The sequence below is a fragment of the Rhodococcus sp. SJ-2 genome (genome assembly GCF_053750035.1).
In genome coordinates this window covers 2,545,806-2,565,290 of sequence record NZ_CM132340.1, presented here as the reverse complement: position 1 = coordinate 2,565,290, position 19,485 = coordinate 2,545,806, and the positions used below count along the sequence as shown (strand labels likewise).

Annotated in this window: 20 protein-coding genes, 1 tRNA gene and 1 other RNA gene; 13 read left to right on the top strand and 9 right to left on the bottom strand. The window is 65.3% G+C overall.

The window, feature by feature from the left end; genetic code table 11:
- Positions 1–30: 30 nt before the first annotated feature.
- From ACSYG9_RS11990 to ffs, 5 genes are all read right to left on the bottom strand, one after another.
- Complete coding sequence (locus ACSYG9_RS11990; RefSeq protein ID WP_454842605.1) at positions 31–792, bottom strand: serine protease; 762 nt, start codon at positions 790–792, stop codon at positions 31–33.
- Positions 789–1,370, bottom strand: coding sequence for an HhH-GPD-type base excision DNA repair protein (locus tag ACSYG9_RS11985; protein WP_440127351.1), 582 nt, complete (start codon positions 1,368–1,370; stop codon positions 789–791). The genes ACSYG9_RS11990 and ACSYG9_RS11985 overlap by 4 nt, the downstream gene beginning before the upstream one ends.
- Positions 1,371–1,391: 21 nt before the next feature.
- On the bottom strand, positions 1,392–2,735 hold the full coding sequence (locus ACSYG9_RS11980) for a hypothetical protein (protein WP_454842604.1): 1,344 nt from the start codon (positions 2,733–2,735) through the stop codon (positions 1,392–1,394).
- 289 nt (positions 2,736–3,024) lie between these two features.
- Positions 3,025–4,314: an aminotransferase class I/II-fold pyridoxal phosphate-dependent enzyme gene (locus ACSYG9_RS11975; RefSeq protein WP_454842602.1), complete on the bottom strand. Its 1,290-nt coding sequence runs from the start codon at positions 4,312–4,314 to the stop codon at positions 3,025–3,027.
- Between the two features lie 47 nt (positions 4,315–4,361).
- Positions 4,362–4,456: signal recognition particle sRNA small type (ffs, locus tag ACSYG9_RS11970), an RNA gene on the bottom strand.
- A 116-nt stretch (positions 4,457–4,572) separates the two neighbouring features.
- Between ffs and ACSYG9_RS11965 the strand changes: the two genes are divergently transcribed.
- Both ACSYG9_RS11965 and ACSYG9_RS11960 read left to right on the top strand, forming a co-directional pair.
- Positions 4,573–4,660, top strand: a tRNA-Ser gene (locus ACSYG9_RS11965).
- Positions 4,661–4,859: 199 nt separating this feature from the next.
- A complete protein-coding gene (locus ACSYG9_RS11960; protein ID WP_454842601.1) occupies positions 4,860–5,114 on the top strand; it encodes a hypothetical protein in 255 nt (84 codons plus the stop codon).
- 65 nt (positions 5,115–5,179) lie between these two features.
- Here the strand turns inward: ACSYG9_RS11960 and ACSYG9_RS11955 are convergent, their stop codons facing one another.
- Entirely contained in the window at positions 5,180–6,274 is a 1,095-nt protein-coding gene (locus ACSYG9_RS11955; RefSeq protein WP_454842599.1) for a GmrSD restriction endonuclease domain-containing protein, read from the bottom strand.
- 123 nt (positions 6,275–6,397) lie between these two features.
- On the opposite strand from ACSYG9_RS11955, the gene ACSYG9_RS11950 reads away from it, so the two are divergent.
- The 6 genes from ACSYG9_RS11950 (at position 6,398) to ACSYG9_RS11925 (ending at position 11,818) form a co-directional block, all read left to right on the top strand.
- Positions 6,398–7,048 (top strand): YoaK family protein, encoded by a 651-nt coding sequence (locus ACSYG9_RS11950; protein WP_454842598.1) that lies wholly within the window; start codon positions 6,398–6,400, stop codon positions 7,046–7,048.
- 406 nt (positions 7,049–7,454) lie between these two features.
- The gene (locus ACSYG9_RS11945) at positions 7,455–8,018 is read left to right on the top strand and encodes an alternate-type signal peptide domain-containing protein (RefSeq protein ID WP_454842597.1); all 564 of its coding nucleotides are present in this window, start codon (positions 7,455–7,457) and stop codon (positions 8,016–8,018) included.
- A 4-nt stretch (positions 8,019–8,022) separates the two neighbouring features.
- Positions 8,023–8,568, top strand: a complete 546-nt coding sequence (locus ACSYG9_RS11940) for a hypothetical protein (RefSeq protein WP_454842596.1) — start codon at positions 8,023–8,025, stop codon at positions 8,566–8,568.
- On the top strand, positions 8,565–9,170 hold the full coding sequence (locus tag ACSYG9_RS11935) for a signal peptidase I (protein WP_454842595.1): 606 nt from the start codon (positions 8,565–8,567) through the stop codon (positions 9,168–9,170). Before ACSYG9_RS11940 ends, ACSYG9_RS11935 begins: the two co-directional genes overlap by 4 nt.
- Complete coding sequence (locus ACSYG9_RS11930) at positions 9,154–9,792, top strand: SipW-dependent-type signal peptide-containing protein (protein ID WP_440127342.1); 639 nt, start codon at positions 9,154–9,156, stop codon at positions 9,790–9,792. The genes ACSYG9_RS11935 and ACSYG9_RS11930 overlap by 17 nt, the downstream gene beginning before the upstream one ends.
- Before the next feature lie 7 nt (positions 9,793–9,799).
- Positions 9,800–11,818 (top strand): signal peptidase I, encoded by a 2,019-nt coding sequence (locus ACSYG9_RS11925; protein ID WP_454842593.1) that lies wholly within the window; start codon positions 9,800–9,802, stop codon positions 11,816–11,818.
- A gap of 83 nt (positions 11,819–11,901) precedes the next feature.
- Here the strand turns inward: ACSYG9_RS11925 and ACSYG9_RS11920 are convergent, their stop codons facing one another.
- Entirely contained in the window at positions 11,902–12,402 is a 501-nt protein-coding gene (locus ACSYG9_RS11920) for a nuclear transport factor 2 family protein (RefSeq protein WP_440127340.1), read from the bottom strand.
- Positions 12,403–12,512: 110 nt separating this feature from the next.
- On the opposite strand from ACSYG9_RS11920, the gene ACSYG9_RS11915 reads away from it, so the two are divergent.
- The 5 genes from ACSYG9_RS11915 (at position 12,513) to ACSYG9_RS11895 (ending at position 16,839) form a co-directional block, all read left to right on the top strand.
- Positions 12,513–13,091 (top strand): TetR/AcrR family transcriptional regulator, encoded by a 579-nt coding sequence (locus ACSYG9_RS11915; protein WP_454842591.1) that lies wholly within the window; start codon positions 12,513–12,515, stop codon positions 13,089–13,091.
- A gap of 28 nt (positions 13,092–13,119) precedes the next feature.
- Positions 13,120–14,031 carry a tRNA glutamyl-Q(34) synthetase GluQRS gene (gene gluQRS / locus ACSYG9_RS11910; RefSeq protein WP_454842589.1) on the top strand — a complete coding sequence of 304 codons (912 nt, stop codon included), beginning with the start codon at positions 13,120–13,122 and terminating at the stop codon, positions 14,029–14,031.
- A gap of 95 nt (positions 14,032–14,126) precedes the next feature.
- Positions 14,127–15,050, top strand: coding sequence for a hypothetical protein (locus tag ACSYG9_RS11905; RefSeq protein WP_440127337.1), 924 nt, complete (start codon positions 14,127–14,129; stop codon positions 15,048–15,050).
- A gap of 111 nt (positions 15,051–15,161) precedes the next feature.
- Entirely contained in the window at positions 15,162–15,995 is an 834-nt protein-coding gene (locus tag ACSYG9_RS11900) for an RDD family protein (protein ID WP_440127336.1), read from the top strand.
- A 100-nt stretch (positions 15,996–16,095) separates the two neighbouring features.
- A complete protein-coding gene (locus tag ACSYG9_RS11895; RefSeq protein ID WP_440127335.1) occupies positions 16,096–16,839 on the top strand; it encodes a queuosine precursor transporter in 744 nt (247 codons plus the stop codon).
- On the opposite strand, the gene tgt is transcribed toward ACSYG9_RS11895, so the two are convergent.
- Complete coding sequence (gene tgt / locus ACSYG9_RS11890) at positions 16,815–18,089, bottom strand: tRNA guanosine(34) transglycosylase Tgt (RefSeq protein WP_440127334.1); 1,275 nt, start codon at positions 18,087–18,089, stop codon at positions 16,815–16,817. The genes ACSYG9_RS11895 and tgt overlap by 25 nt on opposite strands.
- Before the next feature lie 88 nt (positions 18,090–18,177).
- Complete coding sequence (locus ACSYG9_RS11885; protein ID WP_440127333.1) at positions 18,178–19,371, bottom strand: MFS transporter; 1,194 nt, start codon at positions 19,369–19,371, stop codon at positions 18,178–18,180.
- Positions 19,372–19,485 lie beyond the last annotated feature (114 nt).

Here is a 19,485-nt window from a genome sequence, read left to right as displayed (position 1 = left end):
GACGTCCGCGAGCACCTCGAAAACCTGCCCTCAGGGAGCGTCGACGAGCGTGAAACCTGCGCCGATCCCTCCGTGCGCGTCGATCTCCTCGATGATCCGGTCCGCTCGCTGATAGGCCGCGAGACCCCGCCTGGTGGGGCGGTAGCCGACGGACAGCCCGATCCATTCACCGGTGTCGGCCCGGACCAGCGAGCCACCGGAATCTCCGGGTTTCATCAACAGTGCTGACGACATCAGATTCTCGTCGACCAGCATGCCGCCGGACGCACACGCGACCCCGTTGGTGCGCCCTGTCGCGCATTGCACACCGACGGCACTGTCACCGGGCGCGAGCGACCCGACGGATTCGAGTACGACTCGTTGACCGCGGTCGTTGGGCTCCGAGGTGTTCGAGCCACGCACCTTCGTGTCGTCGAGGAGCAGCACTGCGTAGTCGGGCGCCTCGTCGGTTGGGAAGCCGATGGGATCCACCGAGCCGGTGCTTGCGACGTCGGTCTCGATACCGACCGGCCCGCGGTGCTGCTCACCGACCTTCCAGATCAGGGCCGAACCGCTCTGGCGGCAATGACCAGCGGTGACAGCGACAAGCCGATTCGCGTGGTCACGTCCCACGGCTGCGACGGAACACCAGCCGGGCGCCGGGTCGGGCGAGAACGTGATCCCGTCGCCCGGCCGGAGGACGACGCGGTCGTCTCCCCCTCCTGCCACGGCGACCCCCGGAATTGTCAGCGCGAGAGCGGCTACCACCGACGATGCGACGAAGCCGCGCTTCACCGCACAGCCACGCGTCACTTCTTTCCGGTCTTGGCCGCCGCCTTGGACGCCTTCTTGAATTCACGCACCTCGTGCAACGACTGCGAATCGACGACATCGGCGATCGAGCGACGGGAACCCTCGTCGCCGTAGGCCCCCGCCGCTTCACGCCATCCCGCGGGCTGCACCCCCCGCTGCTTACCGAGCAGTGCCAGGAAGATCCTGGCTTTCTGGTCACCGTAGCCGGGCAGCGCCTTCAAACGCTTCAGTACTTCTCTGCCATCGGGATCGCCCGAAGTCCAGATCGCGGAGGCGTCGCCGTCGTACTCCTGCACGATCGCACCGCACATCGCCTGGATTCGCTGACCCATCGATTTCGGGAAACGGTGCACGGCCGGCGGCTCGGCACACACCGCGATGAACTCGTCGGGGTCGGCCTCCGCGATGCGGTGCACGTCGAGACCACCGAGCCGATCGGCAAGCTTCTTCGGGCCCGCGAAGGCTGCCTCCATAGGAACCTGCTGGTCGAGCAACATTCCGATCAACAGCGCCAGCGGGTTTTCGGAAAGCAATGCGTCGGCGTCCGGATCTCCGACCAGGTTCAACGTCGTTGCCATGGGTCGATCATGCACCCCGGGTCACTGTCGCCGCCACACGACGACCCCCACGACCACCGTCGCTGTGAGGGCGATCGACGCAATCAGCGCATACACCCAGTGCGGAAAGAGCGTCGGTTCCGATGTGCCCGGCACCGCAGCGAGGGCTGCGAACAATGCGACGACGGCGATTGCGCCACCTGCGGCCGACCATCCGCGGGCAAGCCTGGAGTGGTGCGCTCCGCGCAGTTCGGCACTGCGTAGCACCGCGTGCTCGATCACGTCGACCGCGTTCGCGAGTTCTGCGTCGAGGCCGGCGATCTCGTCTGCGACCCTGTCGACGAGCACGGACCGCAATTGCGTCGGCTGCGTCCACGAATGGAACCGGTTGTTGTGGAGCGAGGATTTGCGGAGCAACGCTCGTTCCATCTTCCGGGCCTGCATGGCAGCAATATCGTCCAGCGCCTCCACCAGCCGGTCGCCGGTGAGATCGTCGTGGTTGCGCAGGTGTCCGAGAACCCGCCAGAAATCGGTCGAGGCGTGGGCACGCACGGCTACCCACGGCAGCAAGCCGTAGATCATCTCGCTGGTGTCGTTGCCCACGTAGTCGCTGCCGGCCGGGGTTGCCTCGAGATCCAGAAGTATCGCGCCCGAATCCTCTCGCACCGCAATGGCCGCCCCCGGCTGCACGGGGTGGTCCACGAGCGAGACGCGGTCCCAGTCCCACAGCACCCCCCACATCTGCGCTGCGGCGCGGGCCTGGGAGTCGGTGCGCCTGCCGTCGACGAGTTCACGCACGCGGTCGCCGCCGCTCGATACGACTTCTACCACCAAGGCCTCGATGACTTCCCGGTCACCGACACCGCGATGGCGGTGCACCGCCAACTCGCTCAGAGCGCGGTACGTGGTGGGGTCAGGCATCCGGCAGTTCACACCGGGGAACAGATCGTTGAGACACGCATTGCTGTTCAGCGAGAACGGTGCCAGGAATTCGTCCAGGGCAGGGCGGAAGCCTGCACCGTCGCGGTCCTGCAGAGCATCTGTGCGCCAGTCGATCAGCGGGGACGCGTCGTCGGTCAGCATTTCCAGGGCGAGTACCAATCCGTGGCCCGGGATCTCCCACAACGACAGGCAGGTCGCGGGCGACCCGACGAACGGATGCGCCGCGCCGGTGCGGAGCGACCCGGTCGAGGCTCCGAACGACAGAGGTGCTCGCTCGCGATCGGTGACCTTCCGATACGCGAGCAGGCTGGCCGGCCGCACGCCGTGGTCGGTGCCCGGCAGTGAACCGATTCGAGACGGAAGGAACGGCTCCAGTTCACCCACCGCTGCGATCGGCGGTGGCGACACCGCCGCGGCCTCGATGTCGAGAGCCAGGAGAAACACCTTCAAAACACCGTGACAGCCCGTGACGGAACCGACGGCAGCTGCGCCGGCTCCGGATCGTACGAGAGCGCGGTCTTCCATCACACTCACCACTTCCGAACCCGCCGCGGGAATGCGGCGACCCTGACATCGGAGTATGGCACTTATTCACAGGAAAGCGAATCTACGGATTTCGTGAGGTCAGAGCGATGCGCCAGGAGTTGTCCACCGTCGGTCCACCTGTTCTCCACAGGTTTGTCCACAGCTTGGGAGAACGTGTGGCACCCGGAGCCGATGCGCTCGGGGGATTTCAGTGACCGAGCGTCTTCTCCGTCGCGGCGAGTAACACACAGGTCGCGACGCCGTCCATCGCCTTGGCGAGCTCGTCGAGCGACGGGAAGCTCGGAGCGAGGCGAATGTTCTTGTCGTCGGGGTCGTTCTTGTACGGGAAGGCGGATCCCGCGCCGGTCAGGGCGATGCCTGCGTCCTTGGCAAGCGCGATCACCCGCTTGGCTGTGCCGTCCACGACGTCGAGGCTGATGAAGTAGCCACCCTTCGGCTCCGTCCACGATGCGACCTTCGACGCGCCCAGCCGGTCTTCGAGGATCTTGCGGACCAGCGCGAACTTCGGAGCGAGGATCTCGCGATGCTTCGCCATGTGTGCGCGCACGCCGTCGGCATCGCCGAAGAAGCGCAGGTGGCGCAACTGGTTGATCTTGTCGGGGCCGATCGTCTTGATCCCGAGCAGCTTCTGGTACCAGTCGAGGTTCGCGGTGGAGCTACCGAAGAAGCTCACACCCGATCCCGCAAAAGTGATCTTGGACGTCGAGGCGAGAGCGAAGACGCGATTCGGGTTCCCGGCCTCGGTGGCGAGCCGCAGGATGTCGATCGCCGGGGCGACCTCTTCGAGAACGGGGTGCACCGCGTACGCGTTGTCCCAGAAGATCCGGAAGTCGGGAGCCGCGGTGGGCATCGAGACCAGCGCTCGAGCGACGTCTTCGCTGTAGACCGCACCTGTCGGGTTCGAGTACGTCGGAACCGTCCACATGCCCTTGATCTGCGGGTCGTTCGCGACGAGTTCGGCGATTGCGTGGACATCGGGGCCGTCGTCGTTCAGCCGGACCGGAATCATCTCGATGCCGTACGACTCGGTGATCGCGAAGTGACGGTCGTAGCCCGGTGCCGGGCACAGGAACTTCACGACCGGTTCCTGCGACCACGGGCGCGGCGAATCGACGGTGCCGTGCAGCAGCGACCACGCGATGAGATCGTGCATGGTCTCGAGGCTGGCGTTGTTGCCCGCAAGCAGATTGTCGACGGGGATGGAGAGCAGTTCCGCAAAGATGGCACGCAGCTCGGGCAAACCCTCGAGCCCGCCGTAGTTGCGGCAGTCGGTGCCGGTGGCATCCCGGTAATCGTCCGCGCCCGGCAGCGACAGCAGCTCCGAAGAGAGGTCCAGCTGCTCGGGGGACGGCTTGCCTCGGGTCAGATCCAGCGTCAGCTTCTCGGTCTTCAACCGCTCGTAATTCGCGGATTGGCGCTCGTGCTCTGCAACGAGTTCCTCATGGCTCATCAACCCGATCTGGGTCTGCGTAGGCATGCGGAGAGACCTTTCACCGTGCACGGTGACACGGGCATCGGCGGAAAATAAGGGGACCCCGCGCACCCGGCAGAGCCCGTTGACCCTTGCTGCCTTCCGGCCCTGGGGGAGTTCACAGGATGCGCGCCGCGCGGGATCCATCGGCAAGTCTAGAGGACTCTCCGCACGGGTGCGCACCACCCCCTCCCACACCTCTCGATCCGCGTTTTCACCTGCCCGTTTGGGAAGTCGGCAGGTTGATTCGGTATGCTTCCCCACGGAGGATTCGCCTAGTGGCCTATGGCGCTCGCCTGGAACGCGGGTTGGGTTAACGCCCTCAGGGGTTCAAATCCCCTATCCTCCGCCAACGGGAAGCCCGTGACCAGCAGAAATGCCGGTCACGGGCTTTTCTCGCGCTGGGTCACTTCACAAAAGCACGTGCCGAATCCGTGTCATCGTTTGTCCCAGATCAGCGACATTGGACACTTGTTCCGCCCGGGGAGGCCCCGGAGACATCGGTGAGTCGGCGGCGGCGCCGTCGAGTTCGAAGGAGTTCGTCGGAGATCGTGGTCAGCGAGAACAACCAAGCGATCCATCACGAGGCCGATTCCCTGCAGGCGACCACATGGCGCGCGATGCTGGATCGGGAGATCGACGAGATCTCGGCCGCGATCGAGAACACCGAGAAGCGCGCTCTCGCCGAGCACCGCGCCGGCGCCGTCGAACGAGCGCGCAAGTTCGATTCCGACAGCGAGAAACTCCGGGCCGAGCTGAAGGAACTTCACCGGATGCGGCGCAACCTCACAGACCGATTCGCCTGACCCGACGTCACGACGCCTTGCGAGTCCGGCCGATACCGACGGTGCAGGTCGCCACGACCTGACTCCTACTCGCAGGCCACACCGTCGCCGTCGCCATCCATCTTCGGCCGGTAGCCAGGTTCCCCCGCGTACAACGGTGCGGCTCCGGCCGCGCGGGCGGCCGCGCAGTTCTCGTAGTACACCGTGCCCGGGTCGGTCTCGACGACGGTGGGCTGGGGCTGGACACGCTGGGGTGCCGCGGTGGTCGCGATCGGTGCAGGCTGCGGCGCCGGGGCGGACGTGGTCGTCGTCGGAGCCGCTACGGACGCCGACGGCTGCGCAGCATGCACCGACCCACCGCAGGAAGTGAGAACCCGCACCATCGCGTCGTGCTCGGCCTGCGTCACCCACAGTCCGTACGCGGCCTTCACCTGCACCTGGCGAGCCACATACGTACAGCGGTAGGCACGATTGGGGGGCAGCCAGGTCGCGGCGTCACCGTCGCTCTTCTGCTGATTGATCGGCCCGTCGACCGCCTGGAGATTTCTCGGATCGTTCGCGAAATCGGCGCGGGCCCCAGCATCGAGTTGTTGCGCGCCCTTCTGCCACGCATCCGACAGGGCGACGACATGATCTATCTGTACTGCCGTCGAGGTGTCCTGTCCTCGGGTGAACGCGATGGTCGTGCCGGTGTACGTATCGTTCAAGGTGCCGGACAGGACGACGCAGTCACGCGTCCCCTGCTTGTAGACGATGTCGGCGAGGTCCCGGGCCAGGATGTCGTTGCGGGTATCGCAGCCGTTGTGCCCGCCCGCAACCGAGACGTCATCACTCCAGGCCTGACCGAACAGATCGCGGTCGTAGCCGGTCTTCGGCGCACGCCCCTTGATCGGCAACGTCGCGAGTTGCGAGAGGGCGGCGCCCGCCTCGCCTGTCATTCCCGCTGCAGCGGGAATCTCGGCGATCGGCACCGCCGTCGAAGGAGACGTAGCGGGCGTCGTCGACACAGCCTGGGACGTCGGAGCACTCGACGACGCGGAAGTCGTCACCGCGTCGGTGTATGCACTCGGCTCGAGTTCGGTGACCGTCTCGGCACAGCCGGCGAGCAGCACGACCGTCGCAGCGGCTCCCGCGACCCAGCGGAAGCGCGAATGTATCGAGAAATTGCGAGATGGGGACACCGGAAGCACTCCTGGGGAACTGAAACGATACCGAGCGTGTCATCGCCGCTGCTCTGCAGATTTGTTACATCTGCTACGTAAAGATCAGCGTCCCGGCAGGATCTGCAGCCCTATCATTTCTGCGTGGTCGGATACGGCAGGCATCTCCAAGCACTCGCGGTCGCGCTCTCGTGTCTCGCCGGGTTTGTCGATGCGATCGGTTTCATCACGCTCGGCGGCATCTTCGTCTCGTTCATGAGCGGCAACTCGACACGCTTCAGCGTCGGGATCGCCGATGGTGCCTGGGCCCACACGGGCACCATCGCGGGCATCCTCGTGCTGTTCGTCGTCGGCGTGACGATCAGCGGAATCCTCGCCGAACTGACCGATCACGATCGGCGAACCCGCAAGAGCGCAGTGCTGGCCCTGGTCACCGCGCTACTGTTGCTCGCCTCCGTCGGCGCGCTTCTCGACTGGACTCCCCTCGCTGTCATCGCCATGACACTGGCGATGGGCGCCGAGAACTCGGTGTTCCGCCGTGACGGTGAGGTCAGCATCGCCCTGACCTACATGACGGGCGCGCTCGTCAAGATCGGCCACCGCATCGCGGCCGCCCTCCTCGGCGGCCCCCGCTGGCGTTGGCTTCCCTACTTCGGTCTGTGGGCCGGGCTGGTCGGCGGAGCCGTCCTCGGCGCACTGGCCCACCGCGCATTCGGGTTGCACGCGCTGTGGATCGCCACCGCCGTATCCGCCGCGCTCGCCGTCAGCGTGCGGTTCCTCCCCTACCCGCCGTGACGGTCGCCCTCGTCGGAGTCCCTTTTCGCTATCGCGTCGAGCCACACACGCGTATCACCAAAGTGAAATGACGGGTGGAGCCCGGTGGCGGACCTCGAGAACCCACAGAGGGCCGACAGAATTCAGTCCGGATCTGTTGCCGGGCCGACGGTTTCATGGTCGATAGGCGTGCCGCGGCCTCTTTGGACCATTGAATCGGAAACTCCTCGGGTGGTCTGCCTTTCCCGGAACCGCCGTGACTCACACCTATTTCACGACAACGTTGAGACAACATTGCCGCAACAGTACGGAAGATTTCGTTCGCGACTCAGTGGAAACCGAAGGAATCAGCAAAAAGCGGGTACCCGGCACCTGGCGGAGATGAACGAACTCCCAAGTACCACAACCCAGCTGGAAAGAGTGCAGAATGAACAAGAAAACAAAAGCAGCAGTAGCGGCCGGCGCAGGCGCCATCCTTCTCCTGGGAGGCGTGGGCACCCTGGCATTCTGGAGTGACGAGGCAGACCTCGGTGGAGGTGGAACGATCACATCCGGTCAACTGACGCTCGGGGAGTGCGCCGGAGGCGGGACGTGGACGAACGTCAACGCGGGAACGACCATCGCGGACATCAGTTCCTTCCGCATCGTGCCAGGCGACACCGTCGAATACACCTGCGACACCACGCTCACAGCCGAGGGCGACAACCTGACAGCAACCCTGACCGCTGATCTCGGCGCAGTAACCGGCGACGCCGAGCTACTTGCAGCGCTGCAACGCGACGTCACTGCGACCCTGAACGGAACCACTCTGCCTGCAAGTGGCGAGGGTGTGCAGGTCGTCGCGAACGATGGCTCAGATCAACCGATCTCGGTCGGCGTGACGATCGCCTTCGACCCGGGCACCACCGGTACGACGGGTCAGAGTCAAACTGTCGACCTCGCAGAGATGTCGCTCAATCTCGAGCAGAATCCCAACCCTGCCCCCGCGTGACGACATGGGGCGCAAGTTTCTGTGGACCGCCGCTGCCGCCTCGGTTCTGCTGCTCGGCGCACTGTCCGCGCAGCAGACCGGCGCGCTGTGGCGCGATCAGGCGCAATTGAGCGGCGGCACCATCACCTCGGGACGGCTGACGGTCCTGGCAGACGGGTCGGAGAACTACCCGTGGTCGGCGTTCGGCGGCACCAACCTCGCTACCGGATCGATGGTGCAACAACCACTGACCATATCGATCGCAGGAGAAGTGGGCGTGTCGTATCAACTGCATTCTGTGACACAGACTTCCGCAGAACTGCCCGTGGTGGTCACCGCCTGGATCGTCGGTTCCACTGCCTCCTGCCCGACATCCACCGGCGCTGTAGTCCCGGAGCCCGATGGACCCGTCGCCGGACCGTGGACCGCGTTTCCCGCACCGTCGACAGGACGCATCGTCCCTGCAGGGACCTCCGAAACATGGTGCCTGCGGGCGACGGTCGGGCAGACCGCACAACCGGGCAAGTCGACGTCGATCACCCTCCACTTCCGAGCGGAACAACAGCCATGACCGAAACCGCAACCGCCGGTTCAACCGAAGAGCGCACAGGAGTGCTCTGGTGGATTCGCAACGTCCTGAGTTGGACACTGATGCTGGCGATGCTCGCGCTGCTGGTCATCACCATCTTGATCCCGGCCGTCGCAGGAGCCGAACGGTTCACAGTACTGACGGGGTCGATGGATCCGACATACCCGCCGGGCACGCTTATCGTGGTCGACCCAGTCGAGCAGGATCAACTCGGTGTAGGGGCGGCCATCACCTACCAGCTACGTCCAGGAGAGCCGGAAGTGGTGACCCACCGGATCATCTCCGCCGCGCAGTCCGCCCGGGGAATACGGACCTATATCACGCAGGGCGACGCCAACGACATACCCGACGAGAAACCGGTGGTGTACGAGCAGATCCGCGGGCGCGTCTGGTACAGCATCCCTTATCTCGGATACGTGAACAATTGGCTCACCGGCCAACAGCGAGCGTGGACGATCGGCCTCGTATCCACAGCCTTGTTCGGCTACGCGGCGCTTCTGTTGATCAGCGGCGCACGCGAGAGCGCAAATCGACGCCGAAATGCCACAGAACGCTCTGGAGCCTCCGATGGTCGACAATCCTAGTGCGGCAACGCGTGTGCGTCACACATACCGGAACCTGTCGGCGGCATTCACCGTGCGGGTGCGAGCAATCCTGTCGCTGGGGATGATCCTCGGCTTGGGATCGGTGGGAACCTTTGCACTGTGGGCTAATTCGGCTGTAGCTACCTCCGGCACGTTCAGCACGGGAATCGTCGACCTTCGAGTCGGCGACGCAAAGACCTACACCGTTAACGACCTCGCACTGTCCGCCATGGTGCCGGGTGAGAGCAGAGCTGCGATGATGCAGGTTCAGAACACCCGATCGACGATGGACGTGACCTACACGATGGCCGCGAGTACACCGGCCGGCAGCTCCGCTCTGTCCGATCACCTCGAAATCCGAGTGTTCAGCGGCGGGACCGCATCGAATTCCACCGCGAACGGAATGCGAGCCGGCACCTGCACCGGGACTCGGATCGGGTCGGCAACACTGCGTGCAGGCAGTCCCATCGCGTTGATCACCACAGCGCGTCCGCTGGCTGCACAGTCCGGTATCGAGACACTCTGTGTCACAGCAGGTCTACCTCCAAACGCTTCCATGACCGCACAGAACCGGACGGTTCCCACCATCGTCTTCACCTTCAACGCACAAACCACCATGTGAGGTCCGAGTGAGCACACACCACCGGAAACCGAGGTCCGCGACTCGCATCCGCGATGCTCTGCTCTCCGTCGGCGCGGTGATCGGAGCACTGTGCATTCTCACGGCTCTCGCATCGGTGCTGTTCAACCTGACGCCGTTGGTGTTTCGCTCCGGATCGATGGAGCCGACCATCGCGTCCGGCTCGTTCGCGATGGCCCGCTCCGTGCCGGCCACCGAACTCCGCGCCGGTGATGTGGTCAGTGTCCTCACCGACCAAGATGTCCGAGTCACGCACCGAATCGTCGCAGTGGACTCGGCGGCCGGAAACACCGCGCTGCTCACCCTTCAAGGTGACGCGAATCCTGAGCCCGACGCACGCCCCTACGGTGTCACCTCGGCAGAGCGCATTCTTTTCCACATCGACCATCTCGGATACGTGGCGGTATGGCTCGGGACTCCACTCGGGCTCCTGGTCCTCGGCGTGGGCGCCGCCGCACTCGCCTGGATTGCCGTCCGGCCGCACGGCCGTCGCACCACCGACCGTGAACCCAAGCCCAGGCCTTGGCCCGTGTCCGGCACCCCCGCGCCGGTGGTACTCACTTTGTCGGTGATCACCACCGTGGGACTGGGATTCGGGCACATTCCCGGCACCGCCGCGGTGTTCACCGATGCCGCCACCGCCCAGACCGGCGCGTTCTCCTCGAAATCCGAGTTCGTGCCGAAAGTGCCGGGCACCGTGGGATGCACAGGGCGTCTGATTGTCGGTCAGCCCGACCCGGTGGCGTTGAGCTGGCAGCATGTGGGCGCCCCCTATCAGTACCGGATCATCCTGCGGGACCTCGAGGGGCGGGTGTGGCGCACATGGGACGTCACGAACATCACGGTTGCGCAGGGAGGAACGATTTCCTACGAGATCTACGGGACCGGCCTGCCACAACGAAGCCTGATCTGGCAATACCATGCCGAGGTCCACACCATGCTTCCCGGCGGCACGGTCTCCGCCGCATGGACAGGACGGCTGGTGTCCCAGCCACTCGGCCTGCTCGGACGTGAGGATCTGAACTGCAGTCCCTTCGGCGAACGTGAAGGCACCCCCGCCTATGTGCAACCCCCCGCCACCCTGACGTGTGTCACCAACACCGCAGAGAAGCCGACGAAAGCCACGCTGACCTGGCCCCATCTCGGATCCGGCTACACCTATCAGCTTTCCGTCCGTAATCCGGCCACGAGCAATCCGGCGTCCACGACCGCCGTGTCGGCTGTCCCGACTACCGCCGGGGCACCCGTGACTCAGTCTGTGGCACTCAGCGACCTGGACCTGGGGATGATCACCACCGGAACCGGTATCGCGGAGGTGCGCGCGCTTCAGGCCGGAGCCAGTTCGACCGGGTTCGTCGCCTACCGGCTCGACATCTCATCGACCACGGGCGTCGCGTGCGCAGCGCCTGCACCAGGCGCGCGGTCCGCGCAGGCAGCCGCGCCAGCGACGAGCTCGACGACATCACCGCCGCCGCCGTCGTCCTCCGTCTCGGCTTCCGTTTCGTCACCGCAGCAATCCCCGGACGCGCAGGCGAACTCGGAAGCACCGGAGCAGGCGCCTCGATCACCCACCCACGGACCGGAAGCAGAGGATTCCGATCAGATACCTCTGAGCGCTCCGGTGGATTCGGCCACGGGAAACTACAGTGCCCAGCTCGTCCGGTCACAAGACCGCCCGGTGGCGGTGATCAACTCAGCGGCGGGCACGGAGGAATACCGTACGACCGCATCCGCCGAGGACACGCTGACCTGGCTTCCCGGCACCGATGAGCTGCGTATCACCGGGCCTTCGGGAACGTGGTCGGTGAGCAAGTCGGCGGGGGTATGGACGAAGGCTGCGGTCACGGAACCCGCGCCTGCGCCGCCCGCCGCTTCCGAACCTACGGCCACACCTGAGCCGGCCCCAGCACCACCTGTGGTCGACGAACCGCCTCCCGCTGCCACGCAGGAATCCGCACCCGAGAGTGAGCCGATCGAAAAGACACCACCGGATACCCCGGAGGGCTGAGCCGATCCGACCGTCAGCTCGACCTCGAATACCCCGCGCGCACATCGCCGCCTTCACAACCGCAGCGACTGTGGTACACCTCGTCAGGCGCCCCTCTTCGCCATCTTGTCGAGCCACGCCCGCGCATCGTCGGGGAGGTTTCCGCATTTCTCGGCGTGCGCACACCACCGCTTGGTGGCGGCGAGGAAGTTCATCGGGTTGTAGGCATCCTCCTGGTACGACCACAACCCGTCGCCGGCGTAGTGCAGGATCGTGATGTTCGGGGCATTGTGCTCGGTGCCGTCGCCCGGGTCCTCCATCGGGTTCTGCACTTCGCAGATCACCCAGCCGCGTTCCTCATCGAGGACGTACCAGGACGGCGGAAACGACGTCATCCGACTGCCGGGAAATGCCGACATCGTCCGCGTCACCCACTTGCGGATCGCTTCGCGGCCGTTCATCGTCCCGTACGCGTGCTCGACGTATTCTGCGTCCTCGGTGAACTGGTCGGCGTAGCAGTTCCAGTCGCGGGTCTGTGTTGCCCGCACGACCGTTTCCCGGTAGTCCGTGTACGCCTTCTCGAGTTCGTCCCGACTCCACCCCATCGCAGTCCCTTCCCCGTAGTTGCGCGCCTGTCGGACTCCACAGAGCACGATCGTGTGGAGGCCCGCCCCCATGACATCAGGAACCTCACGCGCTCCGCTACGGTTCTCCCATGCGCGCCCGCCCCTACGCAACCACCAGCCCCACCCGGCTCGCTGCGGCACTGCTCGAGGTCGCCGCACGCAGCGGTCTCGAAGCGGCGAGTGTACGAGAGGTCGCAAGTCAGGCAGGTGTGTCGATCGGCGCTGTCCAACACCACTTTCCGACGAAAGACGCGATGCTTGCGTATTCGTTTCGGGCCCTCGCCGACAGGGTTCTCACGCGCCTGTCCGCCGTCGATCCCGACATCGATCCCACGCGGACGCTGTTCGCTGCGCTGAGCCAGTTGCTCCCCCTCGACGACCAACGCGGCAGCGAGGCGCACGTGATGGCCGCATTCGCGGTGCGCGCCGCGACGTCGCCGTCGCTGAGTTCGATCCGTAGTTCCGTACTCTTCACGATCCGGACGGGACTCGCGACCGTCCTGATCCGCATGGGCATCCCTGATCCGGAGACGCGCGCAGCCCTGCTCGTCGCGGCGGTGAACGGTCTGGCCCTCGACGCGACGTCGAGCCCGGACCTGTACCCGCGCGAATACCTCACACACGCTCTGTACACCCAGATCCATCTGATGCTCGACGCCGCGAACTGACGTACGCCCGGCCCGATAAGGTGCACGGGTGTCACATTCGGCCGACTACGGCGCGGGACGGTTCGCGCCCAGCCCGTCGGGCGACCTGCATCTCGGCAACCTCCGTACCGCCGTCCTCGCCTGGCTGTTCGCACGATCCACGCAGCGTCGATTTCTCATGCGAATCGAGGACCTCGATCGGGTACGCCCCGGAGCCGAACAGTCCCAGCTCACCGATCTCGCTGCGCTCGGTCTCGACTGGGACGGCGAGGTCGTTCACCAATCCCGCCGCCTGCGGCTGTACGACGAGGCGATCACACGCCTCGAACGCGCCGGCCTGACGTACGAGTGCTATTGCACGCGGCGTGAGATCCAGCAGGCCACATCGGCGCCGCACGCACCCGCGGGCGCGTACCCGGGCACCTGCCGCGACCTCAGCGCAGCCGAACGCGCCGCGAAACGCGACAGCGGCCGTCCACCGGCGATCCGGCTGCGAGCAGAGGCTGCGTACTACACGGTTCACGACGTACTACACGGTGAATTCACAGGAATAGTCGACGACCTGGTGTTGCGCCGCGGTGATGGCACCCCGGCCTACAACCTGGCCGTGGTCGTCGACGACGCGGACCAAGGCATCGATCAAGTGGTGCGCGGCGATGATCTGCTGAGCTCCGCACCCCGCCAGGGGTATCTGGCGTCCTTGCTCGGACTTCCGATACCGCACTATGCGCATGTCCCCCTCGCGTTGAACGCCGAGGGGAAGCGCCTGGCCAAGAGGGACGGCGCCGTCACGCTCGCAGACCGGGTCGCGCTCGGGGAGGCGCCTGCCGACGTGCTCGCCACGATCGCGGTGTCCCTGAAGCTGGCGGATTCCGGCGAACCGGTATCGCTCCCCGTGCTGCTCGACCGGTGGGATCCGACGCAGATTCCGAGGGAACCCTGGGTGTATCTCCCCGTGTGAACACAGCGCCGGAAGTGATGCACCGAGGTTGTATCGCACGTAACCTCACGTGAGAACGGACAGCACGTGCACCATCCCATCCTCGAGAGGATCCGATGACGACCGGCGGCTACGACCCGAACAAGGACCCCCAGCAACCGGGGGACGACCCCAACCAGTCCTGGCCCGGGTATCCGCCCGGCGGCACCAATCCCCCTCCCGGCGGATATCCCCCACCGGGCAACTACCCCCCGCCACCCCAGAGTGGCAGTGGGTACCCACCTCCTCCTTCCGGCAACTATCCGCCCCCGCCCGGCGGTAACTATCCACCGCCTCCGGGAAGTTTCCCGCCGCCCCCGAGCGGGGATTTCGGTGGCGGCTACGCACCCGGCGGGCAGCAACTCAGCGTCGGAGATGCGATCTCGTACGGCTGGCGCAAGTTCAGCCAGAACCCCGGCGTGTGGATCGTCGCCATGGTGGTGGCCTTCATCATTCAGGCGCTCCTCAACGGGATCTTCAACGGGTTCGACTTCTCGGTCTCGCTCGATGATGGTGCGTCCGGCTTCGGCGTCTGGTCGATCATCGGCAGCTTCGTCACCGCCGTCGTCGGTTATCTGATCCAGGCGGCATTCGTCCGCGGCGCGCTGAGCGAGACCGACGGGCAGAAACCCGCTTTCGGGACCTTCCTCCAGGTGGGCGCCGTTGGCGCGGTGATCCTCGCAGGTCTGCTCGTGGGTATCGCAACCACCGTCGGGTTGTTCCTGTGCATCATCCCCGGAATCGCCGTCGCGTTCTTGACGTGGTGGACGATGCAGTTCGTGGTCGACCGCAACCAGGACGCGATCACCGCCATCAAGTCGAGTTTCAACGCGATCAAGTCCAACGCCGGCACCCTGCTCCTGCTCGCACTCGCGCTCATCGGCATCAACATCGTCGGCGCCCTGCTGTGCGGTTTGGGACTGCTCGTCAGCGTTCCGGTCTCGATCATCGCCTCGACGTACGCCTACCGGGTCACCACCGGTGGCCCTGTCGCTCCCTGATAGGCCTCCCGGAACGACCGAGCCACCGCATCGTTGCGCCACCGTATAGCTGTCCGTCACCGGGACGTTGTACGGTGGCGCAACTGCATCTTGCTCACAAAAGGGAGATATATGACATCCGGTGGATACCCACCCCCGCAGCCCAATCCGCAGAATCCGGGCTCGTACCCGGGCGGCGCTCCCCAGTACGGCAATCAGTCGGGCTACGGAGCGCAACCGGCGGACTACACTCAGCAGTTCTCCGGGCCGATCGATGGCTACGGGCCTGACAACAGCGGCGGGTACGGCGCCCCCCAGTACGGGGCGCCCCAGAACGGGGGTGGCCAGTACGGTGGGCCGCAGCACGGCGCGCCGCAGGGCAACCAATTCGGTACGCAGCAGGGCGCACCTCAGTACGGCGCTCCGCAGTACGGTCAGGCGCCCGGCGGGCAGCAGTTCGGTGGCCAGCAGTTCGGCGGGGCCCCCGGTTTCCCTTCGCCGACACCGGGGTTCGGACCGTCGCAGCCGGGTGAACTGCTGCCGCGTCTCGGCGCACGCATCATCGACGGGTTGATCGTCGGAATCCCGATGGGCATCCTCACTGCGCTCGTTTCCTTCGGGTCCGGGAGCGGGTTCATGGCCTTCGTCATGTCGGTTCTCACGGGAGCTGTCGCCTTCGGGTACTGGACCTATCTCGAATCGACCCAGGGCGCGACCTTCGGGAAGAAGCTGCTCGGCCTGTCCGTGGTCGGCCCGAGTGGTGGTCATCCCACACTGGAGGAGGCGGCCAAGCGCAACGCTTTCGTCGCACTCCAGGCACTGACCGGCATCCCGTTCCTGGGCTGGCTGGCAAGCCTCGCGTCGTTGGCTGCCTACATCGGCATCGCAGTAACGATCGAGCAGGACGGCACCAAGCAGGGTTTCCACGACAAGTTCGCGGGTGGCACCCGAGTGGTCAAGAACTGACACTCGTCATCAGCGCAGCGGGCTCCGTCCATCGAGGACGGGGCCCGCTGCCGTTGTCACCACTTTCGCATTCCCCCAGCCCGGGTGTTTGGATGGCCAGGTGACAAACGCAGCAGACTCCCCGACATCCGCATCCGAGCAAGTGGCGTTCGCCCGGGTGGGGCACAGCTTCTATCCCGGGATTCTGGTGTTGTTCAGTACGGTGCTGATCATCTCCAACATCACCGCGACGAAAGGTGTCGCGTTCTTCGGCGATACCGAATTCGGGGTCGGACCGCTGCAGATCCTGCCGATCATCACCGACGGCGGGTTCTTCCTGTTCCCGCTCGCATACATCCTCGGCGACGTCCTCAGCGAGGTGTACGGATTCGCCGCGACCCGCCGCGCCGTGCTCTTCGGTTTCGGAGCAGTCGCGCTGTCGGCACTGTGCTTCTGGATCACGTGGTCACTTCCTGCCGCGGACTTCTACGAGCACCAGGACTCGTTCGAGGCGGTCCTCGGGGTGGTACCCCGCATGCTTCTCGCAGGTCTGGCCGGATACCTGGTCGGGCAGCTGCTCAACTCATACGTTCTCGTGTGGATCAAGAAACGTACGAAGGAGAAGCACCTGTGGGCCCGCCTGATCGGATCGACGGTGGTCGGTGAATTCGCCGATACCCTGATCTTCTGCGCTATCGCTGCAGGTGCAATCGGCATCTCGACATGGGCGGACTTCGTGAACTACGTGGTCGTCGGGTTCCTGTGGAAGACACTCGTCGAGATCGTGATCATGCCCGTCACGTACCAGGTGATCGCGTACGTGAAGAAACACGAGCCGAGTTACGGTGCGCGTTTGGAGGGGTAGAACCGGCCCAGCGTCTCGGCCTTGTGCTCGGCGAACCGGTCGTCGTCGATGCTGCGGCGGATGTCGTCGACGAGACGCACCGTGTACCGCTCGTTGTGGATGGTGCACAACGTGGACGCGAGCATCTCCTTCGCCTTGAACAGGTGGTGGATGTACGCGCGCGTGTAATTCGCGCACGTGTAGCAGTCGCAGTTCTCGTCGATGGGCGTGAAGTCGCGGCGGAAACGGCTCGTGTTGATGTTGAAACGTCCGTCGGGGGTGTAGATCGCGGCATTACGTGCCACCCGGGACGGATTGACGCAGTCGAATGTGTCGGCACCGTGTTCGACAGCGACGAACATGTCGTCGGGTTCGCTGATCCCGAGCATGTGCCGCGGCTTGTGTTCCGGAAGTTCTTCGCTGCACCAGCGCACGATCGTGCCAAGATTCTGCTTCTCCAGGGCCCCGCCGATGCCGTAGCCGTCGAACCCGCGGCCCGTCTCACCGCGGATCGATTCGAGACCGCGGCATGCCTCGCGGCGCAGATCCTCGTACTGTGCGCCCTGCACCACACCGAACAACGCCTGGTAAGGGCGGTGGGCGCGCTGCGCGGTGAGCTTCTCGTGTTCGGCGATGCAGCGCACGGCCCACGCCTGTGTGCGCCGCAATGACTCCTCCTGATAACCGCGGGTGTTCATCAGGGTGGTCAGCTCGTCGAACGCGAACATGATGTCGGCACCCAGCTGATGCTGGATGCGCATCGACACTTCCGGGGTGAAGCGGTGCTTCGACCCGTCGAGATGCGACTTGAAGGTCACGCCGTCGTCGTCGACCTTGGCGAGCCGTTCCTTACCCTTGGCGATGACGTCGTCGTTCTGGACACCCACCGACTCCATGGCGAGGACCTTCTTGAATCCCACACCGAGCGACATGACCTGGAATCCACCGCTGTCGGTGAAGGTCGGACCGGGCCAGTTCATGAATTTTCCGAGGCCTCCGGCCTCGTCGACGATGTCCGGCCCCGGCTGCAGATACAGGTGGTAGGCGTTCGCAAGGACCGCCTGCGCCCCGAGATCGGCCATCGCCTCGGGCAGCACCGCCTTGACCGTCGCTTTCGTGCCGACCGCGATGAACGCCGGCGTGCGGATATCGCCGTGCGGTGTGTGGATGGTGCCGGTACGCCCCAATCCGTTGTCGAGGCGGGTCCCGATGGTGAAGAACGGATCGTTCGGGGTGGGCACGGGTGTGTCGGTAACGCTGGGGTCGGTCACATCGTCATCCAATCATGACGCCTGCAGGTTCTCTGTTCGCGTACTGCTGATGTGTGGTGTGCACCCGCAACCGTGGCCGGAGTCGCCGTCACACGTATGGTCGCCGCGTGGCGACGGCAAAGATCGCCACACCCGCCAGCGCCAGCACCACGCCGACGGCTGCGGGAGCCGTGTATCCGAATCCCGCCGCGATGACGACACCGCCGATCCACGCACCGAACGCATTCGCGAGGTTGAACGCCGCATGGTGAAGCGACGCCGCGAGGGTCTGCGCGTCGTCCGCGACATCCATCAACCGGACCTGCAGACCCGGCCCAACGGCGGCGCAGCCTGCACCGAGCAGGAAGACCAGCAGTAGCGCCGTGTAGGGGTTGTGCGCTGCCGCGATGAACACCGCAAGCAGTACAGCGAGCGACGTCACCGTCATGAAGATTCCCGGCACCAGAGCGCGGTCGGCAAGACGCCCGCCGACGAAATTTCCGACCACCATCCCGATTCCGAACAGCATCAGAGCGACGGGGACGAGCGACTTCGACAACCCTGCGACATCGGTCAGGGTCGTGCTGATGTAGGTGTAGACCGCGAACACGCCACCGAATCCGATGACCGCTACCGCGAGCGTCAGCCACACCTGCTTGCGTCGCAGAGCACCGAGTTCGATCCGCACACTCGTCGTGGGAATCGACAGGGACGGCACCCACATCGCAATAGCTGCTACCGTCACCGCACCGATCACCGCGACGAGGACGAACGCGGAACGCCACCCCAGCGCCATTCCCAGCCACGATGCCGCAGGCACCCCGACGACGTTGGCAACCGACAGGCCCATCATCACCAGCGACACCGCCCGAGCACGCTGACCCTGCTCCGCGAGATGCGCCGCGACCAGCGCCGCGACACCGAAGTACGCGCCATGGGGCAGACCGGCCAAGAACCGGGACGCGACGAGCAGCTCGTAGTTCGGTGCCAGCACAGTCGCCGCGTTGCCGAGCGTGAACGCGATCATGAGTGCGATCAGCAACGTCTTACGCGGCAGCTTTGCGCCGATCACCGCGATCAGAGGCGCCCCGACGACGACCCCGGCCGCATACGCCGACACGACATGACCTGCGGTGGGTTCGGAGATACCGAGCCCGGACGCGATGTCGGGCAACAGACCCATCGCAACGAACTCGGTGGTGCCGATTCCGAACGACCCCAGCGCAAGCGCCCACATCACCCAGGCCCGTCGCGGGTGGGTGGCAGTCGTGCGGGCCGGACGGTCGGAAGCCGTGGTGGTCATGCAGGAGGAACCTTCGATTGTGCGAGTTGCAGGAGCCGGTCCATCGGCGCTGATGGTGTCGGCCATGCGACACCGCGGACCGGGCAAGCTTCCATTGTCCTGCGACTGCGCTCC

Bases quoted from the DNA above. Each gene is read 5' to 3' on its own strand.
- ACSYG9_RS11985 (WP_440127351.1), bottom strand. From the start codon at position 1,370: ATGGCAACGACGTTGAACCTGGTCGGAGATCCGGACGCCGACGCATTG.
- ACSYG9_RS11915 (WP_454842591.1), top strand. From the start codon at position 12,513: ATGCGCGCCCGCCCCTACGCAACCACCAGCCCCACCCGGCTCGCTGCG.
- ACSYG9_RS11920 (WP_440127340.1), bottom strand. From the start codon at position 12,402: ATGGGGTGGAGTCGGGACGAACTCGAGAAGGCGTACACGGACTACCGG.
- ACSYG9_RS11930 (WP_440127342.1), top strand. From the start codon at position 9,154: ATGGTCGACAATCCTAGTGCGGCAACGCGTGTGCGTCACACATACCGG.
- ACSYG9_RS11975 (WP_454842602.1), bottom strand. From the start codon at position 4,314: ATGCCTACGCAGACCCAGATCGGGTTGATGAGCCATGAGGAACTCGTT.
- ACSYG9_RS11940 (WP_454842596.1), top strand. From the start codon at position 8,023: ATGGGGCGCAAGTTTCTGTGGACCGCCGCTGCCGCCTCGGTTCTGCTG.
- ACSYG9_RS11945 (WP_454842597.1), top strand. From the start codon at position 7,455: ATGAACAAGAAAACAAAAGCAGCAGTAGCGGCCGGCGCAGGCGCCATC.
- ACSYG9_RS11885 (WP_440127333.1), bottom strand. From the start codon at position 19,371: ATGACCACCACGGCTTCCGACCGTCCGGCCCGCACGACTGCCACCCAC.
- ACSYG9_RS11900 (WP_440127336.1), top strand. From the start codon at position 15,162: ATGACATCCGGTGGATACCCACCCCCGCAGCCCAATCCGCAGAATCCG.
- ACSYG9_RS11935 (WP_454842595.1), top strand. From the start codon at position 8,565: ATGACCGAAACCGCAACCGCCGGTTCAACCGAAGAGCGCACAGGAGTG.
- ACSYG9_RS11905 (WP_440127337.1), top strand. From the start codon at position 14,127: ATGACGACCGGCGGCTACGACCCGAACAAGGACCCCCAGCAACCGGGG.